Origin of the sequence: Ruegeria sp. HKCCA4812, from assembly GCF_013034245.1 — a bacterium.
In the GTDB taxonomy this organism is placed as follows: domain Bacteria; phylum Pseudomonadota; class Alphaproteobacteria; order Rhodobacterales; family Rhodobacteraceae; genus Ruegeria.
Map to the genome: position 1 here is coordinate 87,182 of NZ_WQFQ01000011.1, position 26,879 is coordinate 114,060.

A 26,879-nucleotide genomic window follows, 5' to 3' on the forward strand; every position below is an offset into this window, starting at 1 on the left:
GCCCTTCAAGTTCCTGCACAGCCAAACTAATACCTCAATATACCGGTTTATTCGCTCTGAATTTCACAGCTACTATTTAACAACAGCCGTCGCTTAATGACGTTGAGTGTATTCATAGATCAGAACAATGGCTAAACAATTTGAAAATGTAAGTGAGTAACGAGAACAGGGTTTCATGACTTCACCGTCACACGGCACGCAGAGCGAATGCGCTGTTTCCATTGTCATCGTGAACTGGAATACCCGGGACATTCTTCGGGACTGCCTGATATCCATTTCCCGGCAGACCCGGAAGCCGCATGAGGTCATCGTCGTCGACAATGCATCAAGCGACGGATCCGTCGATCTTGTCCGTGACGAATTCCCTGATGTTCGCTTGATCGCCAATGACGCGAACCGGGGATTTGCCGCCGCCAACAATCAGGGTCTGGAAATCGCACGGGGTGACAATCTGCTGTTGCTCAATCCCGATACCATCATTCTGGATGGTGCGATCGATACCATGCTGGACTGGCTGGATCAGCACCCGGATGTCGGCTGCGCTGGATGTCAGGTCCTGGAAGATGAAACCACCATTCAGCGCACCTGTTTTGCCGACCCGGGTCCGGGAAACCTGGCGCTGATCGAGTTTGGGCTGCACCGCCTGTCTCGGCGCAATCCGCTTCTGGCCCGCGCCGAGTACGGAGACTGGGATCGGCGTTCGCAACGCGAGGTCGACGTCGTCTCGGGCATGTTCATGCTTGTGCCCCGTCGTGTCTTCGAGGCCGTGGGCCTTCTGGACGAGGCATTCTTCGTCTACTCGGAAGAGGCCGACTGGTGCCGTCGCATCCGCGATGTAGGCTGGAAATGCGTGTTCACCCCCACAGCGCGCATCCTGCACCTTGAGGGAGGCGGCAAAAGCACCGCCCAGATCCGCTCGCGGATGTACGTACAGATGCAGAAAAGCAAGATGATCTATCTGCGCAAACATTATGGCCTTTGGGGTCTGTTCCGCGGCCGGATGGTATTTGTGGGGTCATCCGTATTGCGCTTTGTCATGTCGGTCGCAAATCAGCGGGAAGAAGCTGCCGCGCGGCGGCGTCTGGCCCGGGCCTCGCTGCGCTATCACCTGACCAGCCAGGAGCCGACAGAGTGACCGACACAGACGTCCGGCTGACATTCAAATGGGTTGATGGGGTCAAGGGCCTTGAACACATGACCGATGCGTGGGCCGCACTGGCCCGACAGACCGGCGCGGACATCTATGCCGCTCCGGTCTGGGTCCTGACCTGGTGGGCTCATTTCGGGCGCGGTAAAACGCTCCGGACCCTTGTGGCATATGACGCCCAGGGGCAGCTGGTCGCTTTGCTGCCGTTCATGATCTATCCGGTTTGGCTGGGGCCTGTGAGGATCCGTATCGCCAAATTGGCCGCAACCGATCCCAACACGGTGATTTTCCAACTGGCCGCCACGGAAACCGCGCTAAAGAACAGCTGCGCCGAGGCCCTGAACGGCCTTCTCGACGATGGCCGGGCGCATCTGGTCAGCTTCACCCCCGCCTCGGAACACGGCACCATGCTGGCAGCCGTCCGCAATGGGGTGGCACCGGGGCTGGCGCTGATCGACACGCCGGCTGGCACCCATACGGTTTTTGAACTGCCCGATACGTTTGAGGGCTATCTTGCCAACCTGTCCAAGAAACGGCGGGGTCAGTATCGGCGGGATCTGAAACACCTACAGAATGACCACGGCCTGACAACACGGATGGTCCATCCTGATGCGCATCAATTCGGGGATTTCGTCGACTTCCACAACCGGCAATGGCAGGAGGTTGGAAAAGGAGGCCATTTCGTGGATTGGCCTGGAAGCGCCGCCTTCTACTGCGATCTGGCAGACTCCACCCAGCAGGGGCAGGAAACCTGGTTTGTCGAACAGCAGGGCCAGGACGGCCCCCTTGCCACCCAATTCTGCCTGGTCAAGGGGCAGACCTGCCATTGGCGGTTGCCCGCCAGATCGACCGACCCGGAACTGGAACGCCTCAGCCTTGGGAAAATCGGTCTGGTTCAGATGATCGAACAGCTGATCGCCGCAGGCGTGACGCGGATCGAAGCCGGGGTTGGCGCATATGGTTACAAGCTGGTCTATGGCGGTGAATCGGTGCCCACTCATCGCCTGATCGTCTCAAGGCGTTCAGGAATATCCCCTGTCTTGCTGAAACTCTGCCTTGGTTGGGCGCGTGTGTTGCACCTGGTCTATTACAGGCTCTGGTTCGGGCGGGTTGCACCCCGGCTGAGGGCCGTGATCCCGTTGAAAAACAAATCGCTGTGGTCCAGCTGGATCAAAACAAGAATATGAGGCGGATATGATCGCATATCAGTTCTCTGCACGGGTTCTGCCTGAAGAAAAGTGGCCCGCCCTCAGCGCGTCATTCCGCGACCTGACTCTTGAACACAGCCTGACCTATGCCCGCGCGGCGGCCCGCCGGATCGGGGCAGACGTACAGTTCCTGATGCTCACCACCCCGGACGGGCAGCCTGTTGCTGCCGCATGTCTGCGCATCAAACATGTTCCCGGCCTGCGGCGTGGCATTGCATGGCTTGCCGCCGGACCACTGGTGCAGCATGTCGATCGGCCTGATCCCGACGCTGCAACACTGCGTGCCGTGCTGGCCGCACTGCGTACGTATGCTCAGGAGAGCGGGCATATCCTGCGCCTGCGGTTTCCGGCCACACCCTGGCATGATGTTGCATTGTTGGATCAGCTGGCCCGTAGCGAAGCGTTTTTGCCCACCGATCGATCCCCGACCTATCGAACCGTGGTCGTGGATTGTACCCAGGACGAAGACACACTGATGCGTGCTCTGCACGGAAAATGGCGCAACCCCCTGCGCAATGCGCTGAAAGCCGGCCTTGATCTGGATATCGTGCCGATTGCACAGGCAGCCGACCGGTTTCATCCAATGTATACCGAGGTTCAGGCAGCCAAAGGCTTTCGGCCGGATATCCCGCCAGAATTCTACTATGCCCTTCAGGGGTCGGATTTTGCCCATGAGGTTCTGTTTGCCCGCAAAGACGGGGCCGACATTGCCGCGATGACGCTGGGACGGGCTGGGTCCAATGCCGTCTATCTGTTCGGGGCCACTCTGGACACCGGGCGGCGCCTGAATGCCGGGCATTATCTGATGTGGCATTCCATGCTGCGCTGTCGCGACCTGGGCCTGAAGTATTTCGACCTGGGCGGGATAGATCCTGAAGCCAACCCTTCCGTCACACGTTACAAGCTGCGCACGGGCGGCACAGAGCTGCGCGCAGCGGGCCCGTACGAGTTCCGCCCTGCCGGCGCAAGCTCTGCCCTGATCAGCATCGCCGAAACCATTCACGCCCGCCTGAAGAAACTGCGCTCATGACAAAGCCCATCGGTATCAACTTTCACGGCATCGGAACACCAAAACGTCCTCTGGAACCGGGCGAGGCCCCCTATTGGCTTTCGGTTGAGCAATTCGAACGGGTTCTGGACCGGATCGCCGCAGACCCTGATCCGAACCGGTTCACCATCACCTTCGATGACAGCAATCTTTCGGATCATGACATCGCCCTGCCAGCGCTGTCGGCCCGGGGGCTTCGGGCACGGTTCTTTGTCCTGACCGGGCGGATCGGACAGGCCGGATCACTGAATGCAGACCATCTGCATCGCTTGCAGGATGCGGATATGACAATCGGCAGCCATGGGATTGACCATCTTGCCTGGCCGACACTGGATGACGCTGCTCTGGTCCGAGAACTCAGCGAATCCCGCGCGCAGTTGGAAATGATATGCGCACTCCCGGTAACCGAGGCAGGCATACCCTTTGGACGGTATGATGCTCGTGTACTGCGCGCCCTGCGCATGGCCGGATACACGGCCGCCTGGTCAAGCGATGGCGGAACCTGGCAAAAGAACGCTTTCCTGCGCCCCCGAACATCCTTGCGCGAGGATATGACTGATCACCAGATACAAGCGGTCCTGTCTGGCAGGGTCGCGCCCTTACGCCGCCTTCGGCGCGCATTGGGAATGGCCAGACGGCGCTGGACGACGACCGGCTAGCGGGTGCGTGCGACGCGCCCGATAGACAGTTCTCCGGGCAGGGCCTTGGGAAACCGGGTATACCGCATCTTTCGCCCTCCTTCCTCGGCCTGGGCCTGGTCCCCATCCTGACCGGACCCGTCATCTGCATCCAAAAACCAAACCCCTGCCCCCAGCAGAAACATCAAAAAACAGAACGTGGCATCCCAAAGGTGGACGGTGACGGCCGACACGCAAAGGCCCAGCAGCGAAATCAGGTATCCAAGGCGCGCATCTGCCGTTGCCCCGGTCAAATTTCTGCTGCCCAGTTGAAAGAACGTGACGATGACGGCCCCCACCAGCAGAAACAAGGCCGGAAAGCCGTGCCGCAACGTGACCACGAGCCAGAAATTGTCGACGCTGCTCAGCAGCACCATCCAGTGGGGGCGGGTCCAGTCATGCAGGCCGATCCCGAATATCGGGTTCCGTAAAATATCGTCAGACGCAAAGTTGAATGTGTGGATTCGCGCCCATGCCGTGCCAGGTGTCAGCGTGAAATGAGTAGCAAAGATCTGGAACATACTCCGGTTCGAACCGATTTCGGCAATGAAATACAGGACGCAAAATATGCTCAGCAGAACTTTCCATTTTTTCCTGAGGAACTGAAAGACCCAATTCCATCCCATCAGCGCCAACTGAATGACGACATTCAGAAACGCACCCGATGAAAGGGAAAAGAACACCGCCCCCCCTACTACCGAGGTCAGGCCAACCTTCTTGAAGAACGACTTGTGCCATCCCAGCACATACCAGGTCAGCGCGAAGGCCGGCGCACAGAACACGCCGAACAGGATAGGATGCGGCATCGTTGTCTGCGCCCGCAGCAATCCAAGCCGAGGTTCGAAAATCCACTTCTGATAGACGCTTAAAACCTTGCCGAACAGGTTCAACAGCGGGGTCTTGCCCGTAAAGGATTCGAACAGAGCAAAAGGCAGAAGAATAAGGATGAGCAGGAACAGGCATTTCACAAAATACCGAAACGATTCCAGATTGCGGATATAGGTGCGGGCAATGAAATAAGGCACCAGAGTTTCGATCATGAACATTCCGATGAACTGCCACATCGATGCCAAACCATGATTGACTGAAAAGGACAGAGCCGACCAGAAGCTGAATACAATCACCAAAATATCAATCGGCCTGATCTTTCCAGCCTTGCCGCTCAGCCATCCGATAATCGCAGGAAACATGAACAACAGCAGGATTACCCGATACCCGCTGAGCTTGAGCCCCCCCAGGTGGAAATAAAATGGCATCGCAAAGGAGAAAATGAGCAAGGCGAGAACGATCGGCTTGGTCGCCGGGGCGCTGGCTTTCGCTGACAAAACGGCTGTCATCTAAAATTCCTGCCTTTAAACGGATAACACATTACAGATTGCACTAACATATTGTCAGTATTCTGGCCGTGCGCTCGAAGCCAATCACTTTTCCACAACATTGCCCGCAATGTCCTCATCGCGAGGGGTAGGATTGCGACAAGCTGGACCCCGCATTCAGGCGATCAATCTGGCTGCCGGGGCGCACGCCGTATTCGTTGTATCCGTCTTTCCTGCCTTGCGCGTAATAGATGAACTGGCTGTCATAATGCCCACCCTGAGAGGGGGTCTGATCCTGAATCAACGCATTGTTGAGCACAACCCAATCGCGCTGGTTCTCGTGCCCGATGATATTGGCCACCGCATTCTGCTCAATGACCACCGAGGTCGAATCCGGAGAAATGTTGATGACCGGAACCGAATGACCGCCGGGCACATGGATCACCGAGTTCTTTCTGATCGAGATATTGTCCGAGCCATGGATCGAAATGCCGTGAATATGACCATTGTAGATCATGTTGTTTTCAACCAGCACATTGCGGTGTCGCATGACTGGGTTGCCGAGGTCCTTGCCGTCTCCGCCAGCCCAGATGGTCTGGGTGAAATCACCACCGGCCATGTCGAATATATTGTCACGGATAACTATGTCCGAAGACCCCCGGGGCGATACCCGCATAATCTGGATCATGTCGCGGTGATCCTGGGATCCAGCCGCACCGCCAAAATCGTGAAACCTGTTGCGTTCGATTGTCAGGCCATCTGCGGCATCCACATCAACCCCATCGGACCGGATCGTGTGAATGTTGTTGCCCGTAAAGACAAACTGCCGCGATTGCACGGACAGAACTGCTGTCCACCATCTGCGAAACTCGTTGCCTGAAAGGGTCAGGTTCCCGCCCCGCTCGATTTTCAGGCCGATCCCGATACTGTACCCGTCCGCCTCGGACCCTGTTCCCCTTGCAGTCCCACCGTCGAACACGGAATTCGATATCACAATGTCCGTACTGTTCAGGATGACGAAATAGGCAATGAAATGCGGATCGCCCCCATTGTAGGTGTAATCGAAATAGACACCATCCAGATGCACATTCCTGGCTCCTTCCAGAACCAGACGGGTAAAACAGGCCGGCGCGGCAGGATCGGCGGACCGGATCACCACGGGTGACCGGTATGCTGTGTTCATCCTAAGGGTTCCATAATTCCCCGGCGCCAGAAGAAAGATTTCCCCGCCCTGGGCATTTTGCAGGGCTGCGCCAAGATCGGCGGCATTTGCGACCGGCTGCCCCTTGGTCTGAGTTGCGGGAAGGTGCGTTCGCACGTCTCGCCCCTGACAGGGGGTCTGGGCCGCCACATCAAAACCCAACATGAGCAGTAGCGCCCCTGCCAAGACGAGAATCCGGGACCCGGCCATAACGCACCTTTCTGATAACCACACTTGCAGGAAAGTGTAGGCAAGGCGGGTTCCACTGTCTATCGCGCCTGCTTGCCCGTCTGGCGCCATGGCACGTCCGAATGGCCCTTGCAACGCCCAGGTTTCCCTTACGGCACCGGGCAATTCATTGCCGATGCCTATCGCCCATACGCAAGGACACGCCTGAATGATGGCTATTTTGTGGCCATTGTTGCCCTGGAGGAATCAATTCGCCAAACCCTAGGCAACCGCTAAGGGAAGTGGAACAATTCCCGGTATCGAGTATCGAGTTCACTCGGAAATGACTGCAAAAGGGCAAAATTGTCCTCATACAGGCAACAGTTTCCAAACATAGCCATATTCCGGCCAATCTGTCGCCCTTGTGCGACTGTTCCATACCCCTTGGGTGAGCGGGATCTTCAGCGCTTTGGGATAAGCGCATTTGGAAACACAGGTGAAAGATGTCGACGACTATCATTGTAACTTCCGCCGCAGAGCTGAACCAGGCTTTGTCACAGGCCAGCGGTGGTGAGACGATCCTCCTTACTGCAGGTGACTACGGGTCCCTGAACCTCCACAATACCAATTTCGCATCGAACGTGACGATCCAGTCCGCGGATCCGAATGCGAAAGCCAGCTTCTCGGCTGTGCACCTCAAGCAATCGTCGAACATCACGTTCGACAGCATCAAGTTTGACTACAGCTTCAGTGGCGGCGACCACCACTTTCAAAGCAAGTTCGGCGTCTACGACAGCCAGAACATTACGTTCAACAACTCGATCTTCGACGGCGATGTTGCCAGCGGCACCGGAACATCCGCGGACGGTACCGGCTATGGCACAGGTCTGAACATCGCCGGCTCGACCAATATCAACATCAACAACACCGAATTCTCACAATGGTGGAAGGCTGTCATTGCGGTGAATTCCGACGGGATCAATGTCACCGGCAACGACATCCACACGATCCGCTCCGATGGTCTGGTTTTTGACAATGTCGACAACATCCTGGTTGAGAACAACCACCTGCACGATTTCGGCGGCGCGGCTGGCTCGGGCGATCACCGTGACATGATCCAGATTCAGCGCGCCTATGGCAGCGGCAGCGACAACATCACCATCCGTAACAACCTCTTTGACATGGCCAACGGGGATTTCACTCAGACCATCTGGGCTGGCGGTGACGGCAAGAACATCGACGATCCCAGCGTGATCCACCACAACGTGTTGATCGAAGGGAACACGATCTACAACGGTCACTTCCACGGGATCTCTCTTTATGGTGTGGATGGGCTGACGATCACCAAAAATTCGGTCCTGCACGTAGACGAAAAGACGCTGACAGGCGGGATCGAGATCCCGGCGATCAACGTTTCCGCCGGTTCCAAAAACGTCACCATCGATCAGAACATTACGTCTCAGATCGTGGGGTATAACGGGCAGGCTGACTGGAATGTAGCCAACAACGCCCTGATTCAGCCCAGTGAGTACGATCAGAACTTCACCTATCAGGCAACGGCACAGGGGAATGGCTACAACCAATATGTCGTCGTCCCGGGCAGCCTGGCTGACACACTGAACGCCGGCTCTGCCGTCTCGCACGGTGCCACGGGATCCACCCCCCCGCAGCAGGTTACCCCCGGGGGATCACAACCCAACACCAACCCCACACCACCGGACAGCGGGTCCGGGCAACCCGATACCGGGTCCGGGCAGCCTGACACCGGGTCCGAGCAACCCGATACCGGGTCCGAGCAACCCGATACCGGGTCCGAGCAGCCCGACACTGGGTCCGAGCAACCCGATACCGGGTCCGAGCAGCCCGACACTGGGTCCGAGCAGCCCGACACTGGGTCCGAGCAGACCGATACCGGGTCCGAGCAGCCCGACGCCGAGTCCGAGCCTGTTCTTGGTGCCGACCCGCAGGGCGAACTGATGATCGACATAACCCATCAGGACAGCCCGGAGACTATCGGACGCCTGGACGAGGTTTCTTACGTTGGTAAAACCCATGTTCCGGCCGATGAGACGCAGGCCGAAGGCGATACAAGCGCCGAGCAGCCTGACACCGGCTCTGAACCTGCCCATGGTGGCGGCTGGCAAAGCGAGTTGTCGATGATCGACATATCCAATCAGAATAGCCGGGGGAACATCGGAACCCTGGACGGAATTTCTGACGCGTCGCAGGTTAGCTTCTCGGTCGACATAACCCGTGACGAAGGTGAAACGGGTGCTGAACGGCTTGTATGGAACCACTCGAATTTCGGCCTGAAGCTGAATAAGAAAGGGCATCTGGTCGCAAAAGTCGACAACAATGATGACGGGTTCCGTAAAGGCTTCAAGATCAAGGATGTCGACCTGAACGACGGTGAAACACATCAGGTCACCCTGATGGTTGATCAGGACACCGACCGCCTTCAGATTATGGTCGATGGTGCCGTTGTCCTAGACGAAACCAATACGGATTTCGATTTCGCCGGCGGACAGGAAAGAGACTGGTACGTTGGTGACAGCGTTGACACCTTTGCGATCGGCGAAGAAGCCCCGTTTGTCGAGCCGTATTCTGATTTGTTCGCGTAACGGCAAAGATCGCTGAAAATACAGCCTATTGATTACCGCTGCATGGGCGGGTACCGAAAATTCGGACCCGCCCATATCTATTCCGCCCCCTGGCATTGCCAGTCATGTAAACTTGGGTGCATACGTTCTTTGAATGCTGCCAGCATTCATCTAAAGATTGGTCAAACAGCCATGTCACTGCCTTAATAGGCGTATTGCAAAAAGTCTTTTTATCGCGATTGGCCCCGTTTCAAATGCCGCGCAAGGTTACGGGTTTTTTGGGAGAGTAAATGGTACAGTCAGAAATACGCTGGCACACGGATTGCAGACAGGATTATCTGGATACGGTCTGGAACATCATAACAGATGAAAAACCGGCCCGGATCATGGAAATCGGTGGCACGACCAGCCGATCGACCGGCGACAAGACACTGCCCGATCATGTCACATCCTTCACGATCAGTGACATAAGTGCCGAAGAACTTTCCCATGTTTCCGATGAGTTCGACACCCTTCAGATCAACGCCTGCGGCGATGTCAGCCATGTGGGTCAGAGGTTCGATCTGATCATGTCCAAGTTTTGTGGCGAGCATATGCCCGACGGCAAGCAGTTCCACAAAAACATGCATCACCTTCTGGCGGATGGTGGCGTTGCTGTTCACTTGGTGCCGACCATTTTCGCCTCGCCGTTCCTGATCAACTGGCTGTTTCCCGAACAACTGACACGCAAGGCGGTTCAACTGTTGCAGCCCCGGCGCTTTGATGGCCAGAATACCGGCAAATTCCCCGCCTATTACTCACTGTGTCGCGGCTCGACACCGTACATGCGAAAGGCGCTGGCGGATGTCGGGTTTTCGAGCATCGAAGTACACGAATATTACGGGCACCATTACTATGATAAGATTTTCGGCCTGCGGCAGCTGGATAACGGGCTGGCGCGCCTGTGCGCCCGGCACGAATGGGCGGTTTATTCTTCCTATGCCATCATCATAACGCGCAAGTAAGTGCCCCAGACCGGGCCCACGGCGTTTGACAGGAAACCAGCAAGACCGGAGGCTGTGGAAAGAGCGGAGCCACAAAACAGCCAAACAGACGAAGTAATGGAATTGACGCCCCAGTTTATGAATACCCGCTTCGACAGGTGGAGCGCATGACAAGTTGAGATCCGAGGACGTAGAGATGTTAGAGTCGAAAAGTTATCAGGCCTATATGAACAGCCCATACAAAAGCAGTAAGCATTCCACTTACTTCGATGTGTATGACAAACTTTTTTCTCCTTACATCGGAAAGGATATCACGTTTGTTGAGATCGGCGTTCTGGGTGGTGGATCTCTTTTCATGTGGCGGGAGTTCTTTGGCCCTCAGGCCCGCATCATCGGCGTTGAACTGAACCCCGATGCAAAGCGCTGGGAACAGGAAGGGTTCGAGATTTTCATCGGCAGCCAGAGCGACCCGGATTTCCTTGAAAAAATCGTAAGGGAAGTCGGTGACATCGACATCGTTCTGGATGATGGCGGCCACACCTATGAACAACAGATCATTACGACGGAATGCCTGTTGCCACACATCAAGGATGGCGGGATGCTTGTGGTCGAAGACACGCATACCTCTTACATGGAAGGGTTCGGCCTCAGGCACCGTTCCTTCATCAAATATGCCATGAACATGGTGGACCGTATCAACCATCGGTTCTCGCGGCTGACGCCTGACACCTCGGAAAAGCGTGCCTGGGGGATTAGCTTCTTTGAGTCTTTTGTCGTCTTTGACGTGAACCGCAAGGCGACCTCGGTCGCATCGGCGCCCACAGAAAACGCTGGCGAGGACCTGCATGCCAAAGACTTCAGGCATGCGGACAATCAGACCTACGAAGCTCTTCTGAAAACATCCAAAGGGCTCTCGGCGCTCAAGGCCATTCCGGGGATGCGTGCCGCAGCCAGGCTGGTACGAAACATCGTGTCGCTGCCATCCAACATGAAGCGCGCCCGCAGGTTGAAAGAGTATTTTTGACCGGGTCAGAGACAGCTGTGTGCACGTTTCTTGTGGGACATGTATAGCATGAGCATTGCACGACCCGCACATATCCTCTCGACCAGGTTCCGCTGGCCGCATGCGATTTCCGCCAGCCTGTTCATTTATGCACTCACAACCGCACCGGGCCTGATCAGGGATGGCAGAAACCCGGATGACTGGCGTCAGGTCCACGGCGCGCCCGAAGGCGGGCTCCCTCTCAACTGGACGACCGAGGAAGGTCGCTGGGCGATGGAGGTGCTGTATGTCCATGTTCTTCAGGAACGTTTTCTGCCCGTTTTGCAGACTGGTCTGGCGGCAGGCGCCTTTCTTCTGCTGTCATGGGTTCTGGCGCGGCAGTCCAGCAATCGTGACACCCGGCCCTTCGCGACCTTTTTGATTTTCACGCTTGGCGTTCATCACATCTACATGATCAACGCCCTTACCTTTTCGAGCCACGTTTTTGCGTTCCCGCTGGCGTTGCTGCTTTCCGTTGCCGGTTTCAAATGTTTTGAACGCGGCATCCTTCATGCGTTTGGCTCTCGGGTGATCTGGCTTTTGATCGGTGCGCAATGCATCGCGCTTTGTGCAGCACTCTATCAGCCTTTTGTCCCGTTTGGCGCCGTGATCCTGTTTGTCTCGATGATCCGAACCGACCGATACAAGACCACAGATGTGGGCACATTCATCCTGCTGTCGGCAATTGGATCATGTCTTGGCCTTCTGGCCTATGTTGCGCAGGCCCATCTGGCTGCCCAGCTGCATGACCATGTCCCCACAACCAACCGTGTCGCCCTGGCCTCGGCGCACGAGTTGCAGGACAAGCTTGAAAACAGCGTGAGATTGCTTGGCCAGATCTGGCGGGGATCGCTTCAGAGAATACCCTTTGCGGTCAAGACTCTGAACTCTGCCTATATCGGAATAGGGGTTTTGCTGAGCGTCGGGTTGAGCATTTATGTCCTTGCGCGCCCTCCGCGCAACTGGATGAACGCCCTGCGTATCCTGGTGGGCATGATCGGGATTCTCCTGTTACCTCTTCTGATCTGGTTCGCCTATGACGGACCATGGCTGCCGTCTCGGGCCGTCGCATATGTCGGCTTGCTGGCTGCGGTGTTCTATCTGGCTGTTGATGCCGAAATACGGGCAAGAGGGTTCACGGCACCGGTCATTCTGGGCCTGCCCCTGATCGTTGCGCTCACATACGCCTTCATGGCGCCTTTCGTCTGGAGCGATCAGTCCGAAATGGGAGACCGTGATGAGGCGCTTGCCGAGAAAATCATGATACGGCTCGTGGAACTGGAAGGATATGACGGCGCGCCATTCCGCATCGTCGGCCATACAGATTACCCCGATCTGGCTTGGGGGGACATGATTGGCTGGACCGTATTTCACGCTGGCAACTCCCGCCCGGGCATCTTCAAGGACATGTTCGACCTAGATTGGTACGCCGAGGGCGGGCTGTATGAAGGACCGCTGGCCTGCGAGGCCTTCCCGGCCGAGAATTCCGTCTATTTGTATCAAGGTGCCGCCTATGTCTGCCTGTCGCAAAGCCCCGGCTTTTCCGGCAGCCTCATGTGCGCCGACAGTGACAGGCCCGAAATCGGCCGTGTCTGCGTCACACAAACAGCGGTTCTGCGGTTCTCGGAAATCTGTGCGCCCCCCGTTCGGGGGGACAGAATTGACGTAATACACACCGCGACGCCAACCATCCGCAGCGCTTTTTACGACGTTCAGAGCCGTGGCCACACCATACATGGCGGGTGCTTCTATACCGCAGGCTGGAATGGTGAGGTGCCCGATGTGATCGACGTGTCGATGGTTGGCGGGGATGGTGCAGTCACCTGGTCCGAAAAGCTGACGCTCGGCGCGGCACGATATCCATTCGACAGCGCAGAATAAGGCGTGCCCGCGCCAGGCCACACGGCGCGCCAGAGTGACCTGAGCCACATCCTGTAGTATCATTCCCGGATTACCGTTCCGAGTAATTGTGTTTCAGAGTGGCTATTTTGCAATGGCATCATCAGATGAGAAAAGCGTTTTTCCAATCAGGCGTGAATATCGCACATATGCTGTCCTGTGCGCCCTTGGTGTTGCTCTTGCATGTGTTGTCCTGCTGCGGCTCTGGGGGATTGAGCAACGCAGCATGTCTCATCCGGAAATCTATGTCCCTGGTATCGAGCTGGTCCCGGGTATTTCCGAGCCACCGCCCCGCCATGATCTTGCCGAAACTCTCTGGTGGCATTTTCACGACGAACCGCACCCCGTGGGGTGGTATACGGCCATGCTGGGCTGGACCAAGACATTCGGGACTTCGCATTTCGCGTTGCGGTTTCCGGGCATCCTGTTTGCCATGGGGTCGATCCCGCTGATTTTTCTGATTGCACGCAGCATATTCGGATCGTCCATCGGCTGCCTGGCCGCATTGCTGCTGTCGCTTCATGGCTTCCACATCTTCTGGAGCCAAATGGCACGTATGTATGTCGCCGGTGCCTTCCTCTCCCTGCTGGCGACCTGGCTTTTGCTCTGCCTGGTGAGAACACCCAGACCACGGCCCTGGCTTGAGTGTGCTTATATCGCCTCAGTTGTGGGCGGAGTGCTGACAGTCGAGTTTTTCTGGCCCCTGATCATGATCCATCTGCTGTGGACGGCATTGGTTCTGCCCCGGCCCGAGCTGGTATCGACCCGCTCTTCACATAGGATCGGCCTGTGGCAGGGGGCCCGGCTGTTTCAGATACAATCCCTTGCCTTCATCCTTGCCGCCCCTGCGCTGGTGCATGCAGTCTATCGCGCGCGCAAGGGCGCAGCGCTTGATCCATCCCCGGACTTTCTGATCGAATACTTCTCTTTCGGATTTCTGTTCGCCAAAGACGAATTCACAATTCCGCAGTTACAGATCGGGCAGGTCTGGGTCTGGTTGCTGCTGGCCTTTGCCCTGCTGCTGCTGACGGCCAGCCTGAAAGCCCCGAAGCGGGAAGCACCGATTTTCGCCACGACCCCTCGGATTTCCGTCTGGATTCCGGGCCTGCTGGCTGTCTGCTCAGCCGGTTTCATATTCTGGCTCGCCTCAATCGCACATCGCCGGAACGAAGCCTTGATGGCAATGTCCATCTTGCCGTTTCTGGCATTGCTCATCCCTGTACTGGGCGCGGTCTGGGGCAAGTTTGTCCCCCGTCTGCCATCGCACACCCTGCATCACCCTCAGGAACGGGCGCTGCTTTTGTGGCTTCTGGCGGTTGCCGCACCGTTGATCCTTTTTGCGGCATCTCATTTCGTATCCGTCCTTGCCCCGCAGGCTTTTCTGGTTTTTGTACCTTACCTGCTGATCCTCTGCGCAGCAGGGGCAGTCTGGCTGTTTCAGAACATTCGCCTCAGGCTGGTAACGACAGGGCTGTGCCTGCTCGTCTTTGCTGCCAGCATACTCTACGCCAGCCGAAAGCCCGGCGCGCCGAACGATTATCAGGGCATTGCGCAAGCCGTGTTATCTGAAATGCAATCCGGCGATCTTGTTTTTCTGAGGAACCGGGATTGGGTCGATACACCGCTGTTCTATTACATCAATGACGCGAATTTCGTCGTCTCGGAATATGATGCATCTTTGCAAGCCAACCCCACATCCCGCGTCTGGCTGATCACCTGGCCCCATGAAGAAGCTTTTGTCATCACCGATGCACGGCGTGAGGCATTGAGTGACTATGATAAGACACTGGAAATTGAAAAGTTGCGCGCCCGGGCGGAACTTTTTGAGCCTGAGGGAAAACCATGATCACCTGTGCCCAAATGAACGGAAAAAGGCCCGCGTCATGGTGACGTTGAACATGAGTACCCCCACAACTCCATCCCGGGAAAAAGCCTTGGACCAAAGCGCTCCGACGCTCAGCATCATCGTGCCCATGTTCAATGAAGAAGAGGTTCTGCCGGCCCTGTTCGAGCGTTTGGGGCAATTCCTCGATCAGCTTGGGGAAAGCTACGAGATCATCTGCGTGAACGACGGCAGCACAGACGCGACCGCCAGGATTCTGGCCGCCGCGCATGAGCGCGATGATCGTATCAAGGTGCTGAACTTTTCACGTAATTTCGGCAAGGAAATCGCGTTGACGGCCGGGCTGGATGCCGCCGCAGGAGAAGCGGTTGTTCCGATAGACGCGGATTTGCAGGATCCCCCCGAACTGATCGAGACATTTCTGGAAAAATGGCGCGAAGGGTTCGATGTCGTCTATGCCGTCCGGCGCCACCGCGACAGCGATACCGCGATGAAACGCTGGACAGCGCGGAAGTTCTATCAGGTCATCAACCGGCTTTCGGGGGTGCCGATACCCGCCAATACCGGCGATTTCCGCCTTATGGACCGGCGCGTGGTTCAGGCTGTAGGGCAGCTGCGCGAGCACAACCGCTTTATGAAGGGCCTTTTTGCCTGGGTCGGGTTTCGGCACACCGAGGTGGCGTATGACCGCCCCGAGCGTGCGGCGGGGCAGACCAAATTCAACTACTGGCGCCTTTGGAACTTTGCGCTGGACGGTATTACCGGGTTCAGCACCGTACCTCTCAGGATTGCGGGCTATGTCGGCATGCTGACTGCGTTGGCCGCGATCATCTATGGTGTTTTCCTGATCTCACGCACCCTTGTCTACGGGGTGGATGTACCCGGCTATGCCTCATTGATGGTTGCAGTGCTGTTGATCGGTGGCCTGCAACTTGTCGTGCTGGGCGTCATCGGGGAATATCTGGGGCGGCTTTATGCAGAGGCTCAGAAACGCCCGCTTTACATTGTCGAAAGCAGCCTGGGGTTTGAGCCCCTGGACGGTCATTCATCCTGACCCCTCGGCCTCATCTGCGCCGGTAGACAAGAACCTGCCCGTCCCCCAGCGTCCCGGCAAACGCATGCACGCGTTCCAGCCGCCCTTCCGCATTACGTTGCAGATCAGGAATGGCACGGAACATCCGGTCTGGGAACAGAACAACCAGCGTCACAGGGCCAGGTTGGGCCATGGCCTCGGAATAGTCCTGCGCATCCCCGATGGTTCCCCAGTCGGCATCGAAGTGGTCTTCGAAAAGGGGGCCGCCCGGGTTGATCGCATATACCCGTTCTGACGGGCTGCGGGTTTCTTCCACAAGCGCAAAAGCCCCCGCCAGATCCTGTTTCGGAGCAGAATAGTTCCGCTGCACCAAGAACACGGACACCACGATCATCGCCAGAACGCCCAACGCAAAGAGCGGCGATCCAAACCGGGGCTGTTGAGCCCACCGTGCCACCGCATCAGCACCGTATCGACACCCCACAACGGCCAGAATAATGATCAGCCCGATATCGACGAAAAAGAACCTCGGCCAGATCCGCATCTCAAGCGACAGCAGAAGCAGCAGCGTCACGGCGATATGCATGGCGATGGACGGGAAAAACAACGGCTGCGCCGCATGCGCCCCCACGGCACCGAAGACGATGACGGCCAGCCCACCGATCGCGATGAACAACATCAGCGGGCCGGTATCCCCAACCGCGGTCCGCAAACCTTCGACAATTGTCCAGAGCGGGTTCTGGTATTCCTGCATGGGGTCCACGGCGGATGTCGCCGAAACCTCGCTCACCGTGCCCGCTATGCTTGGCAAGATCGGCAGATACGCAAGCAGGACCAGAACCAGCGCAACCGCAACACCCACCAGCGGATGCAGCACCCATTCGCGGGTCAAAGTGCCCCGGCCGAACCCGGTCACAAGGGAAAGCAGCCAGATGAGACCCAGTGCAACAAAGAAAAATGCACCGGTCAGATGGGTGAAAACAGCGGCCGCGGCGGTAAAGCCGAATGCAACCCAGGTGCCGGTCGCTGGCTGGCGCATCCCCCGCAGAAAGAAAATGAAGCCAAGCGTGCTCCAGAATGCAAGCTCGGTATATCCGCGCGCGTTCTGAGAGAACCAGACCTGATGATAGGACAGGGCCACCAGCAAGGCAGAAACATGCGCAATCGTGCTGTCTGCAACCTCTTTTGCCAGCCACCAGATTACCCCGACTAGACCGACGCCAAACAGGACGGCCGGAAACCGGTATGCCCAGGCCTGATCTCCGAAGATCTGGGAAACCAGCTTTGCCTTCATGCTGAAAAAGTAATGATGGTTCATCGAATATTCGCGCATCATCTCATTCCACGGAAGGCTGACATGCGTATCGACGGTCCGGATTTCGTCATACCACAGGGGCGCGTTCAGCCCGGCGCTTCTGAGGACTGCGGCAAGAAGAAGAATGAACAGGAGTATTGCCAGATCGTTGCGGTCAAGCGCGGGGGAAGGCTGTTTCATGGGCTTCTCCAGTCCACTCGGTTCAGGTCAGGCACCCGGCAAAATCGTCGGCCTGGACACGGCGCATGCAGGTGCCGGTCCTTCTTTCGCATCCCACCGTATCCGGGGCGCATACTGACACAAGGCTCGGATGCAGGCGGTTTCACCTCAAAGCAGCCCAAATACTCGATAATATACAAAACATCCCCTTATTGTTTCCACTTCCTGCGCTCTGTCAGGCCACCCCATCCAGCATCTGCCGATAAATCTGTTCGATCCGTTCATGCACATGGGTTGGGTCGAAACGGTCCTCACGTGCCAATGCGCGGGCGTTGGCCCCCAAGGTTTTACGCAGCCCCTCGTCCCCTGCCAGTTCCAGCACGGCAGCCGCCAGCCCTTCGACATCACCGACAGGGCAAAGCCGCCCAACCCGGTCCGACACAAGCTCACTCACACCGCCGCAATCGGTCGCTATCACGGGCAAACCGGCGTGAAAGGCCTCGACGATTGAAATCGGCAGAGCCTCCCACCGGGACGTGAGCAGCATGAAATCCGCGGCGGCCATATGCAGGGGGACGGTATCGATCGGCCCCAGAACCCGGATGTTGTCACGCACCCCGGCCGAAGCAATCCAGTCCGAAAGCACGTCCGCCAGAGGACCGTGGCCAGCCAATGCGATCACGATATCGCGCCGGACCTTCACCAGCCGGGCCAAAACATCGATCATCACGTCGATACCTTTTTGCGGATCCAACCGGGCCGGGCTGAAAATCAGCACGCCTTCCCCATCGCGCAAAAGCTCCTGTCTCAGCGCCAGAACTGAGGCGGGATCCTGATCCGGTGGCGGCGGCACACCAAGCCCAAGCTGGGCGGTGCGCGCCCGTGGCAGACCACGCGCAATCAGTTCATCAAGGGTTTTACGGCTGGGACAGGCGGTGACATGCGCCGCGAACTGAGCACTGCGCGCCACCCCGCCATACCGTTCGGGCGTCGAACCATGGAAGGTGAAAAGGCGACGGGTCGGCTGACCGGCAAGCGCCAGCCGGGCGACAAGTGCAGGGGCGGTTTCGTGGGAATGAACAAGGTCGAAACGACCGCGGGCTACGATCTTTCGCAGTTTTTGCGCGCACCCCATGGCGGCTCCAAGCCGTCTCGTCATGCTGAGACGCTCATCTTCCGATACATGTTTCAGGTTCAACGCATGAAACCCGATATCGCGCCCTTCCTGGCCCCATGGACCAGGCGATCCCCCCAACTCGACATGATGTCCCCGATCCCGCAGGTAACTCGTCAGGTCGAGAATATGGCGCTGAATTCCACCTCGTTCGAATGCTGGCCCCAATTGCAGAACGCGTAGCGGCCGGGTGGAACGTCCGGTTGCAATATCCAGATCCTGCTCTGGTTGCCCTGAAACATAGGCCATGGACGAAACCCCTTACCCCCTTGTCCGGGGCACATGCGGACGTCATACAAACCCGCCACCCGGAAAGGTTTTACCAAATCGATTGCAGGTTCAGCACCGTTGATCTGATATGGTACGAGGCCGAGCCATGTTGAAACACAGCCATCATATGGCAGGTGCGCAATACGTCAAAGGTATCGTCGGCATTGGGGACGTCGATAAAGGGGAATGAATGCAGCAGCGCCCGGATTTCCCGCCTTTCAGGGGGTTTAGGTGCCGTCATATAAGCCAGACCACTTCAAGTGCCCTGCCCTGCGAGACGAGCCACTCAATGAACTCGTATTCGCTGGGCTGAAAACAGCAGCAAGATCAATCAGGAGCTTGAGTGGATTGGCATGAGCAGAAGGTCAGTATGTGGAGATCCGGATTTGGATTCACTTTGCCGCAAATCGTCATACATCTGATCAAGCGCTTCAAGAGAACGATGAGCCAAGCGTCCCGGGCCGGAGGCACCAAGGTCGATGATCTGCACGTCGTCGCGTAACGCGAGCGCGTCCCGCAGCATTTTGTAGCCACCTGAACGCTCAAGACCATAGGGCCAAAACTCCAGCACAACCGGACAACGCATTCTGGTCAGGCTCTGTGCACAGCTCAGCACGTGACCTTCATGCCCCTGCGTGTCGACCCAGATCAGGTCTGGCCCGTTTTCGGGCAGCAGGCCGTCTTGTACCAGGCTGTCAAAGGTACGAACCGGCACATCCTGAAGGTTCCAGTCACCTTCGTCATGCAGGTTTGCGGCTGTGTCGTCGGAAACGCGCAGACGGTGATCTCCGAAATTGGACGGAGAAAGTTCCATCTGCATCGTTCCGTTCCGGTTCGACACAGCCATCTGATGGCAGGTTACTTTATGCTCTACGTCATGCAGCAGCGCGTTCGCGCGCAAAAGGCGAAAATTTTGCGGATCAGGTTCGAAGGCAATAACCCGGTCAAAGCCGCGTCGCGCCGCATGCATCGAATGGGATCCGATATTCGCGCCGATATCCACGAAACATGATGTTGCAACATCATGTCCGTTTTCCCTGAGCATTTGAATCACATTGTCGATGGCCTGTTCCTGGAAACGGCCTTCCTGACGCATAGACCAGCCAATTACGGCATCACTGCGGTGCGTGATCCAATACCCTCCCGCCGCGCCACGGGATATGACAAGATCCGAGCTCTGCACGAAGGGCTCGAATGGTGCAGAGATGTCTGTGCCTTCCGAAAGAGAGGATGTCTCGTTGCTGGCCACTGTTGCCGGTTCAGGCGACGCGCCGGGATGTTGGCTCGCAGGCCAGGGCAACATCAGATAATCCGGGCTGTTCATCCACTGCCGGAACGGGTGCTTCGGGGATCCGTCGCTCTCAAGAATCCAGTTTCGAAACACCCCACGCGGTTTCCCATTGGTGTGAAACAGTACCCTCCGCAAAGCACGTATTGGACGTCCGTTTGAGGGTCGGAACAGCAGGCGTTCCAGAATGTTGCGCTCAGATTGCATTCACAGTGCCTTCAGTTCTTTTTTGCAGTTCATCGGTTTTGCCGCGCACCGCTGATACTTTCGCACTCAGCGGCACATCTTCATCCAGTCCTTTTGCCCACTGCAACGACAGCCTTGTCTTGGATGGCCAACGCCCGGTGAATATCCGCGCCCGGCCTCATTTGACTCAGGGTGGTATCACGGATCACGTATTCAGCATCCATTGCAGCGTCTCTTCCAGCTTGTGGCGAACGCCCACCGGGATCAGACTTTCCAGATGTGTTGGATCGCCCATCAGAATTTTTATTTCCTGAGCACGCGCAAAAGCAGGGTTGGACACCACTTCGATCTCATGGCCGGTGATGGTCCGGCACATATCCAAGATCTCTCCCAGCGCCGTTGCCTTGCCCGAGCAGACATTCACGGTTTCACCCCGAGGCGCGGTTTCAAGCAGCAACCTGTATATCCGCGCCACGTCGCGCACATCCGAAAAATCCCGCGCGACGTCCAGATTACCCAGCTCCAGCTGCGGCTTCTTTTGACGAAAATGTGAAACGATCTTCGGTACGAGGAATTTGGGGTCCTGCCCGTTGCCCGTATAATTGAATGGCCGCGCGATCACGATAGGAAGGCGGTCGTCAAACAGCCGGGCCATGTGCTCCATGGCAAGTTTTGAAACCGCGTAATCATTAACCGGCGCCGGACGAGTGATTTCCCGGATGGACGCCTCTGTGGCGTTGCCATAGATATTTGCGCTGCTGGCCAGAACAACGGCCTTGCTTCCGTGCCCGGTGTTGGCCAGCGTTTCAAGCAAGCACCGCGTCCCCATCAGGTTGACCTGATAGAAGCTCTCTGCTGTCCCATGCGCCACAAAAGCGACCCCCGCCAAATGCAGCACTGCGTCCGGCGCAACATTGGTGATAACCCGCTCAAGGCTGCGAGCATCGGTTAAATCCGCTTCCAGGTAATTGGGATCGGGTTCAGGGGCCGGATGAGCCCCAGTCCCCCAAACATCCCATCCCGCCCTTGCAAGCTCTTTCGCGGCGTAGCGTCCGGTAAACCCGTGGCGTCCGGTAATCAAAACTCGGAGCGCAGACATCAGAAGGACACGCCCTTCTCGTTACGCGCCAAATCTGCCTCAACCATCATCTGGCAAAGGTCCTCCAGGGACGTCGAGGCTTCCCAGCCAAGCTCTTGTTTTGCCTTGCTTGCGTCACCAATCAACAAATCCACTTCGGCAGGCCGGTAGAATTTGGGGCTGATCTGCACGAGAACACGGTTGCTTTCGGCGTCGACGGCCACTTCCTTCTCGCCCTCGCCTTCGAAACGCAGCTCGATTCCCGCACTCTTGAATGCCATGGAGACAAAATCCCGTACGGTCTCGGTACGACCGGTTGCCAGCACAAACGTGTCGGGTTCATCGGCTTGCAGCATACGCCACATGCCGTCCACGTAATCCCGGGCAAAACCCCAGTCGCGTTTCGCGTCGAGATTGCCCAGCTCAAGGCAGTCAAGCTGGCCCAATTTGATTTTGGCGACTGCGTCGGTGATCTTGCGGGTCACAAATTCCAACCCCCGCAGAGGGCTCTCGTGGTTGAAGAGAATGCCCGAGCTGCCAAAGATACCATAGCTTTCGCGGTAGTTTATCGTCATCCAGTGCGCATAAAGCTTGGCAACACCATACGGGCTGCGCGGCCAGAACGGGGTCGTCTCGCGCTGTGGCACTTCCTGAACCTTGCCGAACATTTCGGAAGTGGACGCCTGATAGAACCGGATCTTGGGGTTCACAATCCTGATGGCTTCGAGCAGATGCAGGGCACCGATGCCGGTAATCTGCGCCGTCGTGTGCGGTTGTTCGAACGAAACGCCCACAAAACTTTGAGCGGCCAAGTTATAGATTTCGTCCGGCTCTACCTGCTGAATAAGCCGGATCATCGTCCCCATGTCCGTCAGATCAAGCTCGGACAGAACCAAATTGGGGTGATTGCGAATTCCCAGATCTTCAATGCGCCAAAAATTCGTGGAAACAACCCGGCGAAAGGTTCCAACGACCTTGTATCCTTTGTCCAGCAACAGCTGTGCGAGATAAGCACCATCCTGCCCGGTGATACCTGTAACGATCGCAGTTTTTGTCACTCCTAATCCCTTTCTGTTTTGTCGATTGCCCATCGGATGAGACACCTCGACATGAGCAATACTCTTTTTTGTCAACTTCGCCATGTCTACATGGCCGCTGCGGTGTGATTTCGCTTAACTCCCGTTGCGGAACAAGCGACCTTCAAAATTTTGCATCGGAGGGGAACCGTTCTGAGCCGGACTTTGAACCGGGGGGCGAACTTTTCGATCAAGGGCTGACCGGCTCAAACGCCTGAAACTCTCCAATATGCGTTGAATTATCTGGGTGCGTACATAGCCTGCCCCATATCCTGAGCCACATCAGACCAGCTGCGCAGATCCGCGACTTTGATTTTGTCTTCCAGGGTTGCCCGGTGAGAGGGATCATTGAGCCTCAGGACAGCTTCGGCAATGCTTTTGACACTCATTGCATCACAATATTCAACCAGATCCATTCCAACTTCGACAAGCGAGCTGTTCTCGGCGACAACTGCGGACTTTCCGTAAGCCAACGCCTCGCCCACAGGCAGGCCCCAACCTTCGTAGACACTGGGCATCAATACAAACTGGCAATTCTTGTAGAGAACGTGAAGCTCTTCGTCCGTTGGGCCCTTAACTTCGCTGACATAACCGTACACATCGCCCGTCCCCTTCATCAGAAGATCAAACTCTGTCGTCACCCAGCCCCTGCGACCGGCAAATATCAGCTTTGGCAGGTCCGTATGACCCTGATCAACCAGATATTTCCATGCCATCGCCGTGCGCCAGATATTCTTGCGCAGTTCCACCGTGCCAACACAAAGGGCGTAGGGTTCACCAACAATTTTCCGCAAATGGGCATTGAGGTGGCGAGCATCTTCAAGCTGAGGGTATGCGTCAAACGAAATCCGGGAAGACACGGGGCCTTGCTGATGCACCTCGTTCTCTGCGGGTTCGGTTTTGGACAGTCCCGCCTGCGCCAAAGGAACAGTCGTTGCGGTGTGCTGAATGTCATGCGCCTGAAAAAAGCGTAAAAGATCGCGCCGGGTGGCTTCGGAAATCGTCATGTAGCGGCTCGTATATTCCCGAGAGGTCAAAAGCCAGTCATAGAATATGTAAGGCATGCTTCCAGCTGTAAGCTGCGTGACCTGAGCCCCAAGTTTCCTCCACCTGGCGGAGAGCCCTTGGGTTTGGTTGCTCTGCTCCCCAACCTTGGACCGCCGGGAGCTGGAATTTTCCGGCTGTCTCATGATGACGGGCTGGTAACGCCATCGGGATAATGCAGGCAATCGGGACGTTGTATCCAATAGCGCTGTGGGGTCTGTCCTCGTTGTAGTGCCTACGCCAATCCTCCAACTTTTCCCGAGCATCCGCAAGGCTCATGAACCAGTGGGCGTTCAGGCACTCCGCCCCGGGCGGTTCCAGTAACCCAGTTTTTGCAACACCCCGCGCAAGTCCACGGCAACGTCCGTCCAGGTGCGAAGCTGCGGTTTATGTGCGGTAATGCGCGTGCGCAGTTGTTCGGTGAAATCCGGATCCGTCAGCAACCTTGTGATGTGATCTGCAAGCTGATCGGCCCGATCCGGGTCGAAATAAACGCCAAGGTCTCCGCACACTTCTTTCAGAGCGGCCGCGGTAGAGCAGAGCGCTGGCGTGCCGAACCACAAAGCTTCGCCTGCGGGCAAACCCCAACCTTCCATTCGGCTGGGCATGATAAGCGCCAGTGCATTTTTATATAGATTTACCAAATCCGTCTGGTTGGGGTTTTCGCGAAAAACCACATGATCGCGGATTGTGCTGCATTCATCCGATTGCAGATAGGCCGTGGTCTTGTGGCGCAACGCCCCGGCCAGAACCAGCGTGGGAACGTCTTTTCCATCCCGTTTCAGAATGCGCATCGCCTCGAAGACCACATCCAGGTTCTTGCGGCCCAGCATTGATCCAACGGTCAGAATATAGGGCTGCTCAGGGGCGTCCTGCTCAGCCTGTTCGGTTCCTTCCGGACATTCATGCACAAGAGGCACAGCAAAGGTTTCTGGCGCTTCAGGCAGGATATCTTTTTGGGAAAAATCCAGAATCTCCTGCCGCGTGAACTCGGAATTGGCCAACAAGGCTTTGGACCGCGAAACCAGCAGTTGGTTGTCCCCGATGAAGTTGCGCGGAAAGCTTGCCAGCCGGTGTTCAAAATCGTGCAAGGGGATCATGTCATGCAGCATGGGAATGATGTCGCAAGACACGCCCTTGCGATCCAGTGCGCACAGAATCTCGACGATCAGCTTGGGTCGCCCGCAGCTCACCAGGGTTTTGCCGGACATGTCTATGGGCGTCATGCCCGGTGCGATCGCTTCCCAGGCCTTGCGGTTTCTGCGCATGACCAGCGGCCGGACAGCTGCAAGCGCCAGATCCCGCAACACGGATTTGGTATAGTGGTGACTGCGCACACGCACTTGCCGGATTCCGCTGGGAACGTTCAAGTCCACCCCGCCATCTGCCCGCAGACTTGGGAAGATTTCAAACAGCTCATCATGGCCTTGTGAAAAAACGGCGAACCTGACGGCCGTGCCCTGCTTTTTCAGTTCAGCGCCGATCTCGGCAACGACCCTGGCAATCCCGTAGTAGCGCAGCTTACCGGTTGAGGCCAAAAGAACCTCAGTCAGGTCATAGACAACCTGCTGCTTTTCGGCTGCATTAAGCTCTTTCACCATTCCCGTTTCCGTTTGATCATCCGTTCAGTTGAGGCAGTCTTCCCGGAGCGCCCTAGACCCGGGAATAAACATCCTCATAGCGGATGATGTCATCTTCGCCCAGATAACTTCCAGTTTGTACCTCGATCAGAACCATTGGCACTTTGCCGGGGTTTTCCATGCGGTGCACAGCGCCAAGCGGGATGTATACAGACTGATTTTCGGTGACCAGTTTGACGTCGCCGTCGACCGTGACCTTCGCAGTGCCCTCGACCACGATCCAGTGTTCGGAACGGTGGTGATGGCTTTGCAGGGACAGGGCCGCGCCGGGGTGGACATGGATGCGTTTGACCTGGAAGCGTCCACCAATAACCAGACTTTCATACCAGCCCCACGGACGGAAATCCTTGGGAAATATAGTGGCCTGGTTTGCGCCCTTGGCCTTAAGCGCTTCGACGGCTTTCTTCACGTCCTGCGCGCGGGATTTATCCGCCACCAGAACCGCGTCAGGCATTGCCACGGTGATGACGTCCTTCAGGCCGATACCCACCACTTCCAGATTGCCCGCCTCTGAACGCAAAAGCGTGTCGCTGCAGTCAATAGCCGTAACGCTGCCCGCCGCCACAACCCCGTTTTCATCGGGGCCCGCTTCACGCCAGACCGAGTCCCAATCACCCAAATCAGACCAGCCAGCGGAAAACGGCACGACGCTCAGGTTGTCGGCTTTCTCCATCACGGCATAGTCGATCGAGATATCCTCGACCTGCCCCCAGGCCTCAGGGTCCAGCCGCAGGAAACCAAGATCCGTCGTGGCTGCCTCGCAAGCTGCCTTGACCGGGGCCATCAGCGCCGGCGCGTGGGTTTCAAAGGCGGCGATGACATCATTGGCCCGGAACAGAAAGATACCGCCATTCCACAGATGTTTGCCATCGGCCAACATCGCCGTTGCCGTATCCACATCCGGTTTCTCGACAAAACTGTCGAGCTTGACGGGCGCGGTGCCGTCAGGCGCCCCCGCCAGCTTGAGATACCCATATCCGGTCTCAGGGCGGTCCGGCATGATTCCAAAGGTCACCAATTGCCCGGCCTGGGCCGCGGGCACGCCTGCGGCCACAGCGGCGCGGAACGCATCTGCATCAGGCACGACATGATCGGATGGTGCGACCAGCAACAGGGCCTCGGGGTCGGATGCCGCCACATGCAGGGCCGCAGCCAGAACCGCAGGCGCGGTATTGCGCCCTTCCGGCTCGATCAGAATGGCACCTGGATCAATACCCGCTGCCAGCAACTGTTCAGTCACGATGAACCGGAAATCAGACGCGGTCACCACCAAGGGCACGCCATACCCCTCTCCGGACAGGCGCCGGGCCGAGGCCTGAAACAGGGTCTCTTCCCCGGTAATGGCGGCAAACTGCTTTGGGTAGGATTTCCGGGACAGCGGCCAAAGGCGGGTGCCGGAACCGCCGCAGAGAAGAACAGGAGTGATGGACACGATCAAACAACCTTTGCCAGTAAATAGAGGTTTCTACTCTCAACTTAACACC

Annotated in this window: 21 protein-coding genes and 1 pseudogene; 10 read left to right on the forward strand and 12 right to left on the reverse strand. The window is 57.0% G+C overall.

The window, feature by feature from the left end; translation table 11 throughout:
• Nucleotides 1-175 precede the first annotated feature (175 nt).
• The 4 genes from GOW04_RS20465 to GOW04_RS20480 are packed head-to-tail and all read left to right on the forward strand — an operon-like array spanning nt 176 to nt 4,062.
• Entirely contained in the window at nt 176-1,135 is a 960-nt protein-coding gene (locus tag GOW04_RS20465; protein WP_171233839.1) for a glycosyltransferase family 2 protein, read from the forward strand.
• Entirely contained in the window at nt 1,132-2,334 is a 1,203-nt protein-coding gene (locus GOW04_RS22325; RefSeq protein ID WP_171233840.1) for a GNAT family N-acetyltransferase, read from the forward strand. Before GOW04_RS20465 ends, GOW04_RS22325 begins: the two co-directional genes overlap by 4 nt.
• 7 nt (nt 2,335-2,341) lie before the next feature.
• Complete coding sequence (locus GOW04_RS20475; protein ID WP_171233841.1) at nt 2,342-3,385, forward strand: GNAT family N-acetyltransferase; 1,044 nt, start codon at nt 2,342-2,344, stop codon at nt 3,383-3,385.
• Nucleotides 3,382-4,062: a polysaccharide deacetylase family protein gene (locus tag GOW04_RS20480; RefSeq protein WP_171120466.1), complete on the forward strand. Its 681-nt coding sequence runs from the start codon at nt 3,382-3,384 to the stop codon at nt 4,060-4,062. Before GOW04_RS20475 ends, GOW04_RS20480 begins: the two co-directional genes overlap by 4 nt.
• Here GOW04_RS20480 and GOW04_RS20485 read toward each other — a convergent pair.
• Both GOW04_RS20485 and GOW04_RS20490 read right to left on the reverse strand, forming a co-directional pair.
• Nucleotides 4,059-5,417, reverse strand: a complete 1,359-nt coding sequence (locus GOW04_RS20485) for an O-antigen ligase (RefSeq protein WP_171233842.1) — start codon at nt 5,415-5,417, stop codon at nt 4,059-4,061. The genes GOW04_RS20480 and GOW04_RS20485 overlap by 4 nt on opposite strands.
• 115 nt (nt 5,418-5,532) lie before the next feature.
• A complete protein-coding gene (locus GOW04_RS20490; protein WP_171120462.1) occupies nt 5,533-6,762 on the reverse strand; it encodes a right-handed parallel beta-helix repeat-containing protein in 1,230 nt (409 codons plus the stop codon).
• Between the two features lie 506 nt (nt 6,763-7,268).
• Between GOW04_RS20490 and GOW04_RS20495 the strand changes: the two genes are divergently transcribed.
• The 6 genes from GOW04_RS20495 (at nt 7,269) to GOW04_RS20520 (ending at nt 16,186) form a co-directional block, all read left to right on the forward strand.
• A complete protein-coding gene (locus tag GOW04_RS20495; RefSeq protein WP_171233843.1) occupies nt 7,269-9,386 on the forward strand; it encodes a right-handed parallel beta-helix repeat-containing protein in 2,118 nt (705 codons plus the stop codon).
• A 269-nt stretch (nt 9,387-9,655) separates the two neighbouring features.
• Entirely contained in the window at nt 9,656-10,369 is a 714-nt protein-coding gene (locus GOW04_RS20500; protein WP_171233844.1) for a bifunctional 2-polyprenyl-6-hydroxyphenol methylase/3-demethylubiquinol 3-O-methyltransferase UbiG, read from the forward strand.
• 175 nt (nt 10,370-10,544) lie between these two features.
• On the forward strand, nt 10,545-11,372 hold the full coding sequence (locus GOW04_RS20505; RefSeq protein ID WP_216597978.1) for a class I SAM-dependent methyltransferase: 828 nt from the start codon (nt 10,545-10,547) through the stop codon (nt 11,370-11,372).
• A 48-nt stretch (nt 11,373-11,420) separates the two neighbouring features.
• On the forward strand, nt 11,421-13,271 hold the full coding sequence (locus GOW04_RS20510) for a glucosyltransferase domain-containing protein (RefSeq protein ID WP_171233845.1): 1,851 nt from the start codon (nt 11,421-11,423) through the stop codon (nt 13,269-13,271).
• 244 nt (nt 13,272-13,515) lie between these two features.
• Nucleotides 13,516-15,135 (forward strand): glycosyltransferase family 39 protein, encoded by a 1,620-nt coding sequence (locus GOW04_RS20515; protein WP_171233846.1) that lies wholly within the window; start codon nt 13,516-13,518, stop codon nt 15,133-15,135.
• A gap of 52 nt (nt 15,136-15,187) precedes the next feature.
• Entirely contained in the window at nt 15,188-16,186 is a 999-nt protein-coding gene (locus GOW04_RS20520; RefSeq protein WP_171233847.1) for a glycosyltransferase family 2 protein, read from the forward strand.
• Nucleotides 16,187-16,196: 10 nt separating this feature from the next.
• On the opposite strand, the gene GOW04_RS20525 is transcribed toward GOW04_RS20520, so the two are convergent.
• The 10 genes and pseudogenes from GOW04_RS20525 to GOW04_RS20570 all read right to left on the reverse strand — a co-directional run bounded on the left by GOW04_RS20525 (nt 16,197) and on the right by GOW04_RS20570 (nt 26,827).
• The gene (locus GOW04_RS20525) at nt 16,197-17,660 is read right to left on the reverse strand and encodes a glycosyltransferase family 39 protein (RefSeq protein WP_171233848.1); all 1,464 of its coding nucleotides are present in this window, start codon (nt 17,658-17,660) and stop codon (nt 16,197-16,199) included.
• A gap of 214 nt (nt 17,661-17,874) precedes the next feature.
• Nucleotides 17,875-19,062: a glycosyltransferase family 4 protein gene (locus GOW04_RS20530; RefSeq protein WP_171233849.1), complete on the reverse strand. Its 1,188-nt coding sequence runs from the start codon at nt 19,060-19,062 to the stop codon at nt 17,875-17,877.
• A gap of 70 nt (nt 19,063-19,132) precedes the next feature.
• Nucleotides 19,133-19,324 (reverse strand): hypothetical protein, encoded by a 192-nt coding sequence (locus tag GOW04_RS20535; protein ID WP_171120440.1) that lies wholly within the window; start codon nt 19,322-19,324, stop codon nt 19,133-19,135.
• Between the two features lie 90 nt (nt 19,325-19,414).
• Nucleotides 19,415-20,578, reverse strand: a complete 1,164-nt coding sequence (locus tag GOW04_RS20540; RefSeq protein WP_171233850.1) for an FkbM family methyltransferase — start codon at nt 20,576-20,578, stop codon at nt 19,415-19,417.
• A 184-nt stretch (nt 20,579-20,762) separates the two neighbouring features.
• On the reverse strand, nt 20,763-21,656 hold the full coding sequence (locus GOW04_RS20545) for an NAD-dependent epimerase/dehydratase family protein (protein ID WP_171120436.1): 894 nt from the start codon (nt 21,654-21,656) through the stop codon (nt 20,763-20,765).
• On the reverse strand, nt 21,656-22,693 hold the full coding sequence (gmd, locus tag GOW04_RS20550) for a GDP-mannose 4,6-dehydratase (protein ID WP_367397138.1): 1,038 nt from the start codon (nt 22,691-22,693) through the stop codon (nt 21,656-21,658). The genes GOW04_RS20545 and gmd overlap by 1 nt, the downstream gene beginning before the upstream one ends.
• A 257-nt stretch (nt 22,694-22,950) precedes the next feature.
• A complete protein-coding gene (locus GOW04_RS20555; RefSeq protein WP_171233851.1) occupies nt 22,951-23,775 on the reverse strand; it encodes a glycosyltransferase in 825 nt (274 codons plus the stop codon).
• A gap of 163 nt (nt 23,776-23,938) precedes the next feature.
• A pseudogene (locus tag GOW04_RS20560) lies at nt 23,939-24,061 on the reverse strand (transposase); the annotation flags it as partial.
• On the reverse strand, nt 24,049-25,356 hold the full coding sequence (locus tag GOW04_RS20565) for a glycosyltransferase family 1 protein (RefSeq protein ID WP_171230456.1): 1,308 nt from the start codon (nt 25,354-25,356) through the stop codon (nt 24,049-24,051). The gene GOW04_RS20565 and the pseudogene GOW04_RS20560, both read right to left, overlap by 13 nt.
• Nucleotides 25,357-25,408: 52 nt before the next feature.
• Nucleotides 25,409-26,827, reverse strand: a complete 1,419-nt coding sequence (locus GOW04_RS20570; protein WP_371807921.1) for a mannose-1-phosphate guanylyltransferase/mannose-6-phosphate isomerase — start codon at nt 26,825-26,827, stop codon at nt 25,409-25,411.
• Between the last annotated feature and the right edge of the window lie 52 nt (nt 26,828-26,879).

What these genes read in the sequence shown, in the direction of transcription:
- GOW04_RS20465 (WP_171233839.1), top strand. Translation starts at nt 176, where the DNA reads ATGACTTCACCGTCACACGGCACGCAGAGCGAATGCGCTGTTTCCATT.
- GOW04_RS20475 (WP_171233841.1), top strand. Translation starts at nt 2,342, where the DNA reads ATGATCGCATATCAGTTCTCTGCACGGGTTCTGCCTGAAGAAAAGTGG.
- GOW04_RS20480 (WP_171120466.1), top strand. Translation starts at nt 3,382, where the DNA reads ATGACAAAGCCCATCGGTATCAACTTTCACGGCATCGGAACACCAAAA.
- GOW04_RS20485 (WP_171233842.1), bottom strand. Translation starts at nt 5,417, where the DNA reads ATGACAGCCGTTTTGTCAGCGAAAGCCAGCGCCCCGGCGACCAAGCCG.
- GOW04_RS20490 (WP_171120462.1), bottom strand. Translation starts at nt 6,762, where the DNA reads ATGTTGGGTTTTGATGTGGCGGCCCAGACCCCCTGTCAGGGGCGAGAC.
- GOW04_RS20495 (WP_171233843.1), top strand. Translation starts at nt 7,269, where the DNA reads ATGTCGACGACTATCATTGTAACTTCCGCCGCAGAGCTGAACCAGGCT.
- GOW04_RS20500 (WP_171233844.1), top strand. Translation starts at nt 9,656, where the DNA reads ATGGTACAGTCAGAAATACGCTGGCACACGGATTGCAGACAGGATTAT.
- GOW04_RS20505 (WP_216597978.1), top strand. Translation starts at nt 10,545, where the DNA reads ATGTTAGAGTCGAAAAGTTATCAGGCCTATATGAACAGCCCATACAAA.
- GOW04_RS20510 (WP_171233845.1), top strand. Translation starts at nt 11,421, where the DNA reads ATGAGCATTGCACGACCCGCACATATCCTCTCGACCAGGTTCCGCTGG.
- GOW04_RS20515 (WP_171233846.1), top strand. Translation starts at nt 13,516, where the DNA reads ATGTCTCATCCGGAAATCTATGTCCCTGGTATCGAGCTGGTCCCGGGT.
- GOW04_RS20520 (WP_171233847.1), top strand. Translation starts at nt 15,188, where the DNA reads ATGAGTACCCCCACAACTCCATCCCGGGAAAAAGCCTTGGACCAAAGC.
- GOW04_RS20525 (WP_171233848.1), bottom strand. Translation starts at nt 17,660, where the DNA reads ATGAAACAGCCTTCCCCCGCGCTTGACCGCAACGATCTGGCAATACTC.
- GOW04_RS20530 (WP_171233849.1), bottom strand. Translation starts at nt 19,062, where the DNA reads ATGGCCTATGTTTCAGGGCAACCAGAGCAGGATCTGGATATTGCAACC.
- GOW04_RS20535 (WP_171120440.1), bottom strand. Translation starts at nt 19,324, where the DNA reads ATGACGGCACCTAAACCCCCTGAAAGGCGGGAAATCCGGGCGCTGCTG.
- GOW04_RS20540 (WP_171233850.1), bottom strand. Translation starts at nt 20,578, where the DNA reads ATGCAATCTGAGCGCAACATTCTGGAACGCCTGCTGTTCCGACCCTCA.
- GOW04_RS20545 (WP_171120436.1), bottom strand. Translation starts at nt 21,656, where the DNA reads ATGTCTGCGCTCCGAGTTTTGATTACCGGACGCCACGGGTTTACCGGA.
- GOW04_RS20555 (WP_171233851.1), bottom strand. Translation starts at nt 23,775, where the DNA reads ATGCCTTACATATTCTATGACTGGCTTTTGACCTCTCGGGAATATACG.
- GOW04_RS20565 (WP_171230456.1), bottom strand. Translation starts at nt 25,356, where the DNA reads ATGGTGAAAGAGCTTAATGCAGCCGAAAAGCAGCAGGTTGTCTATGAC.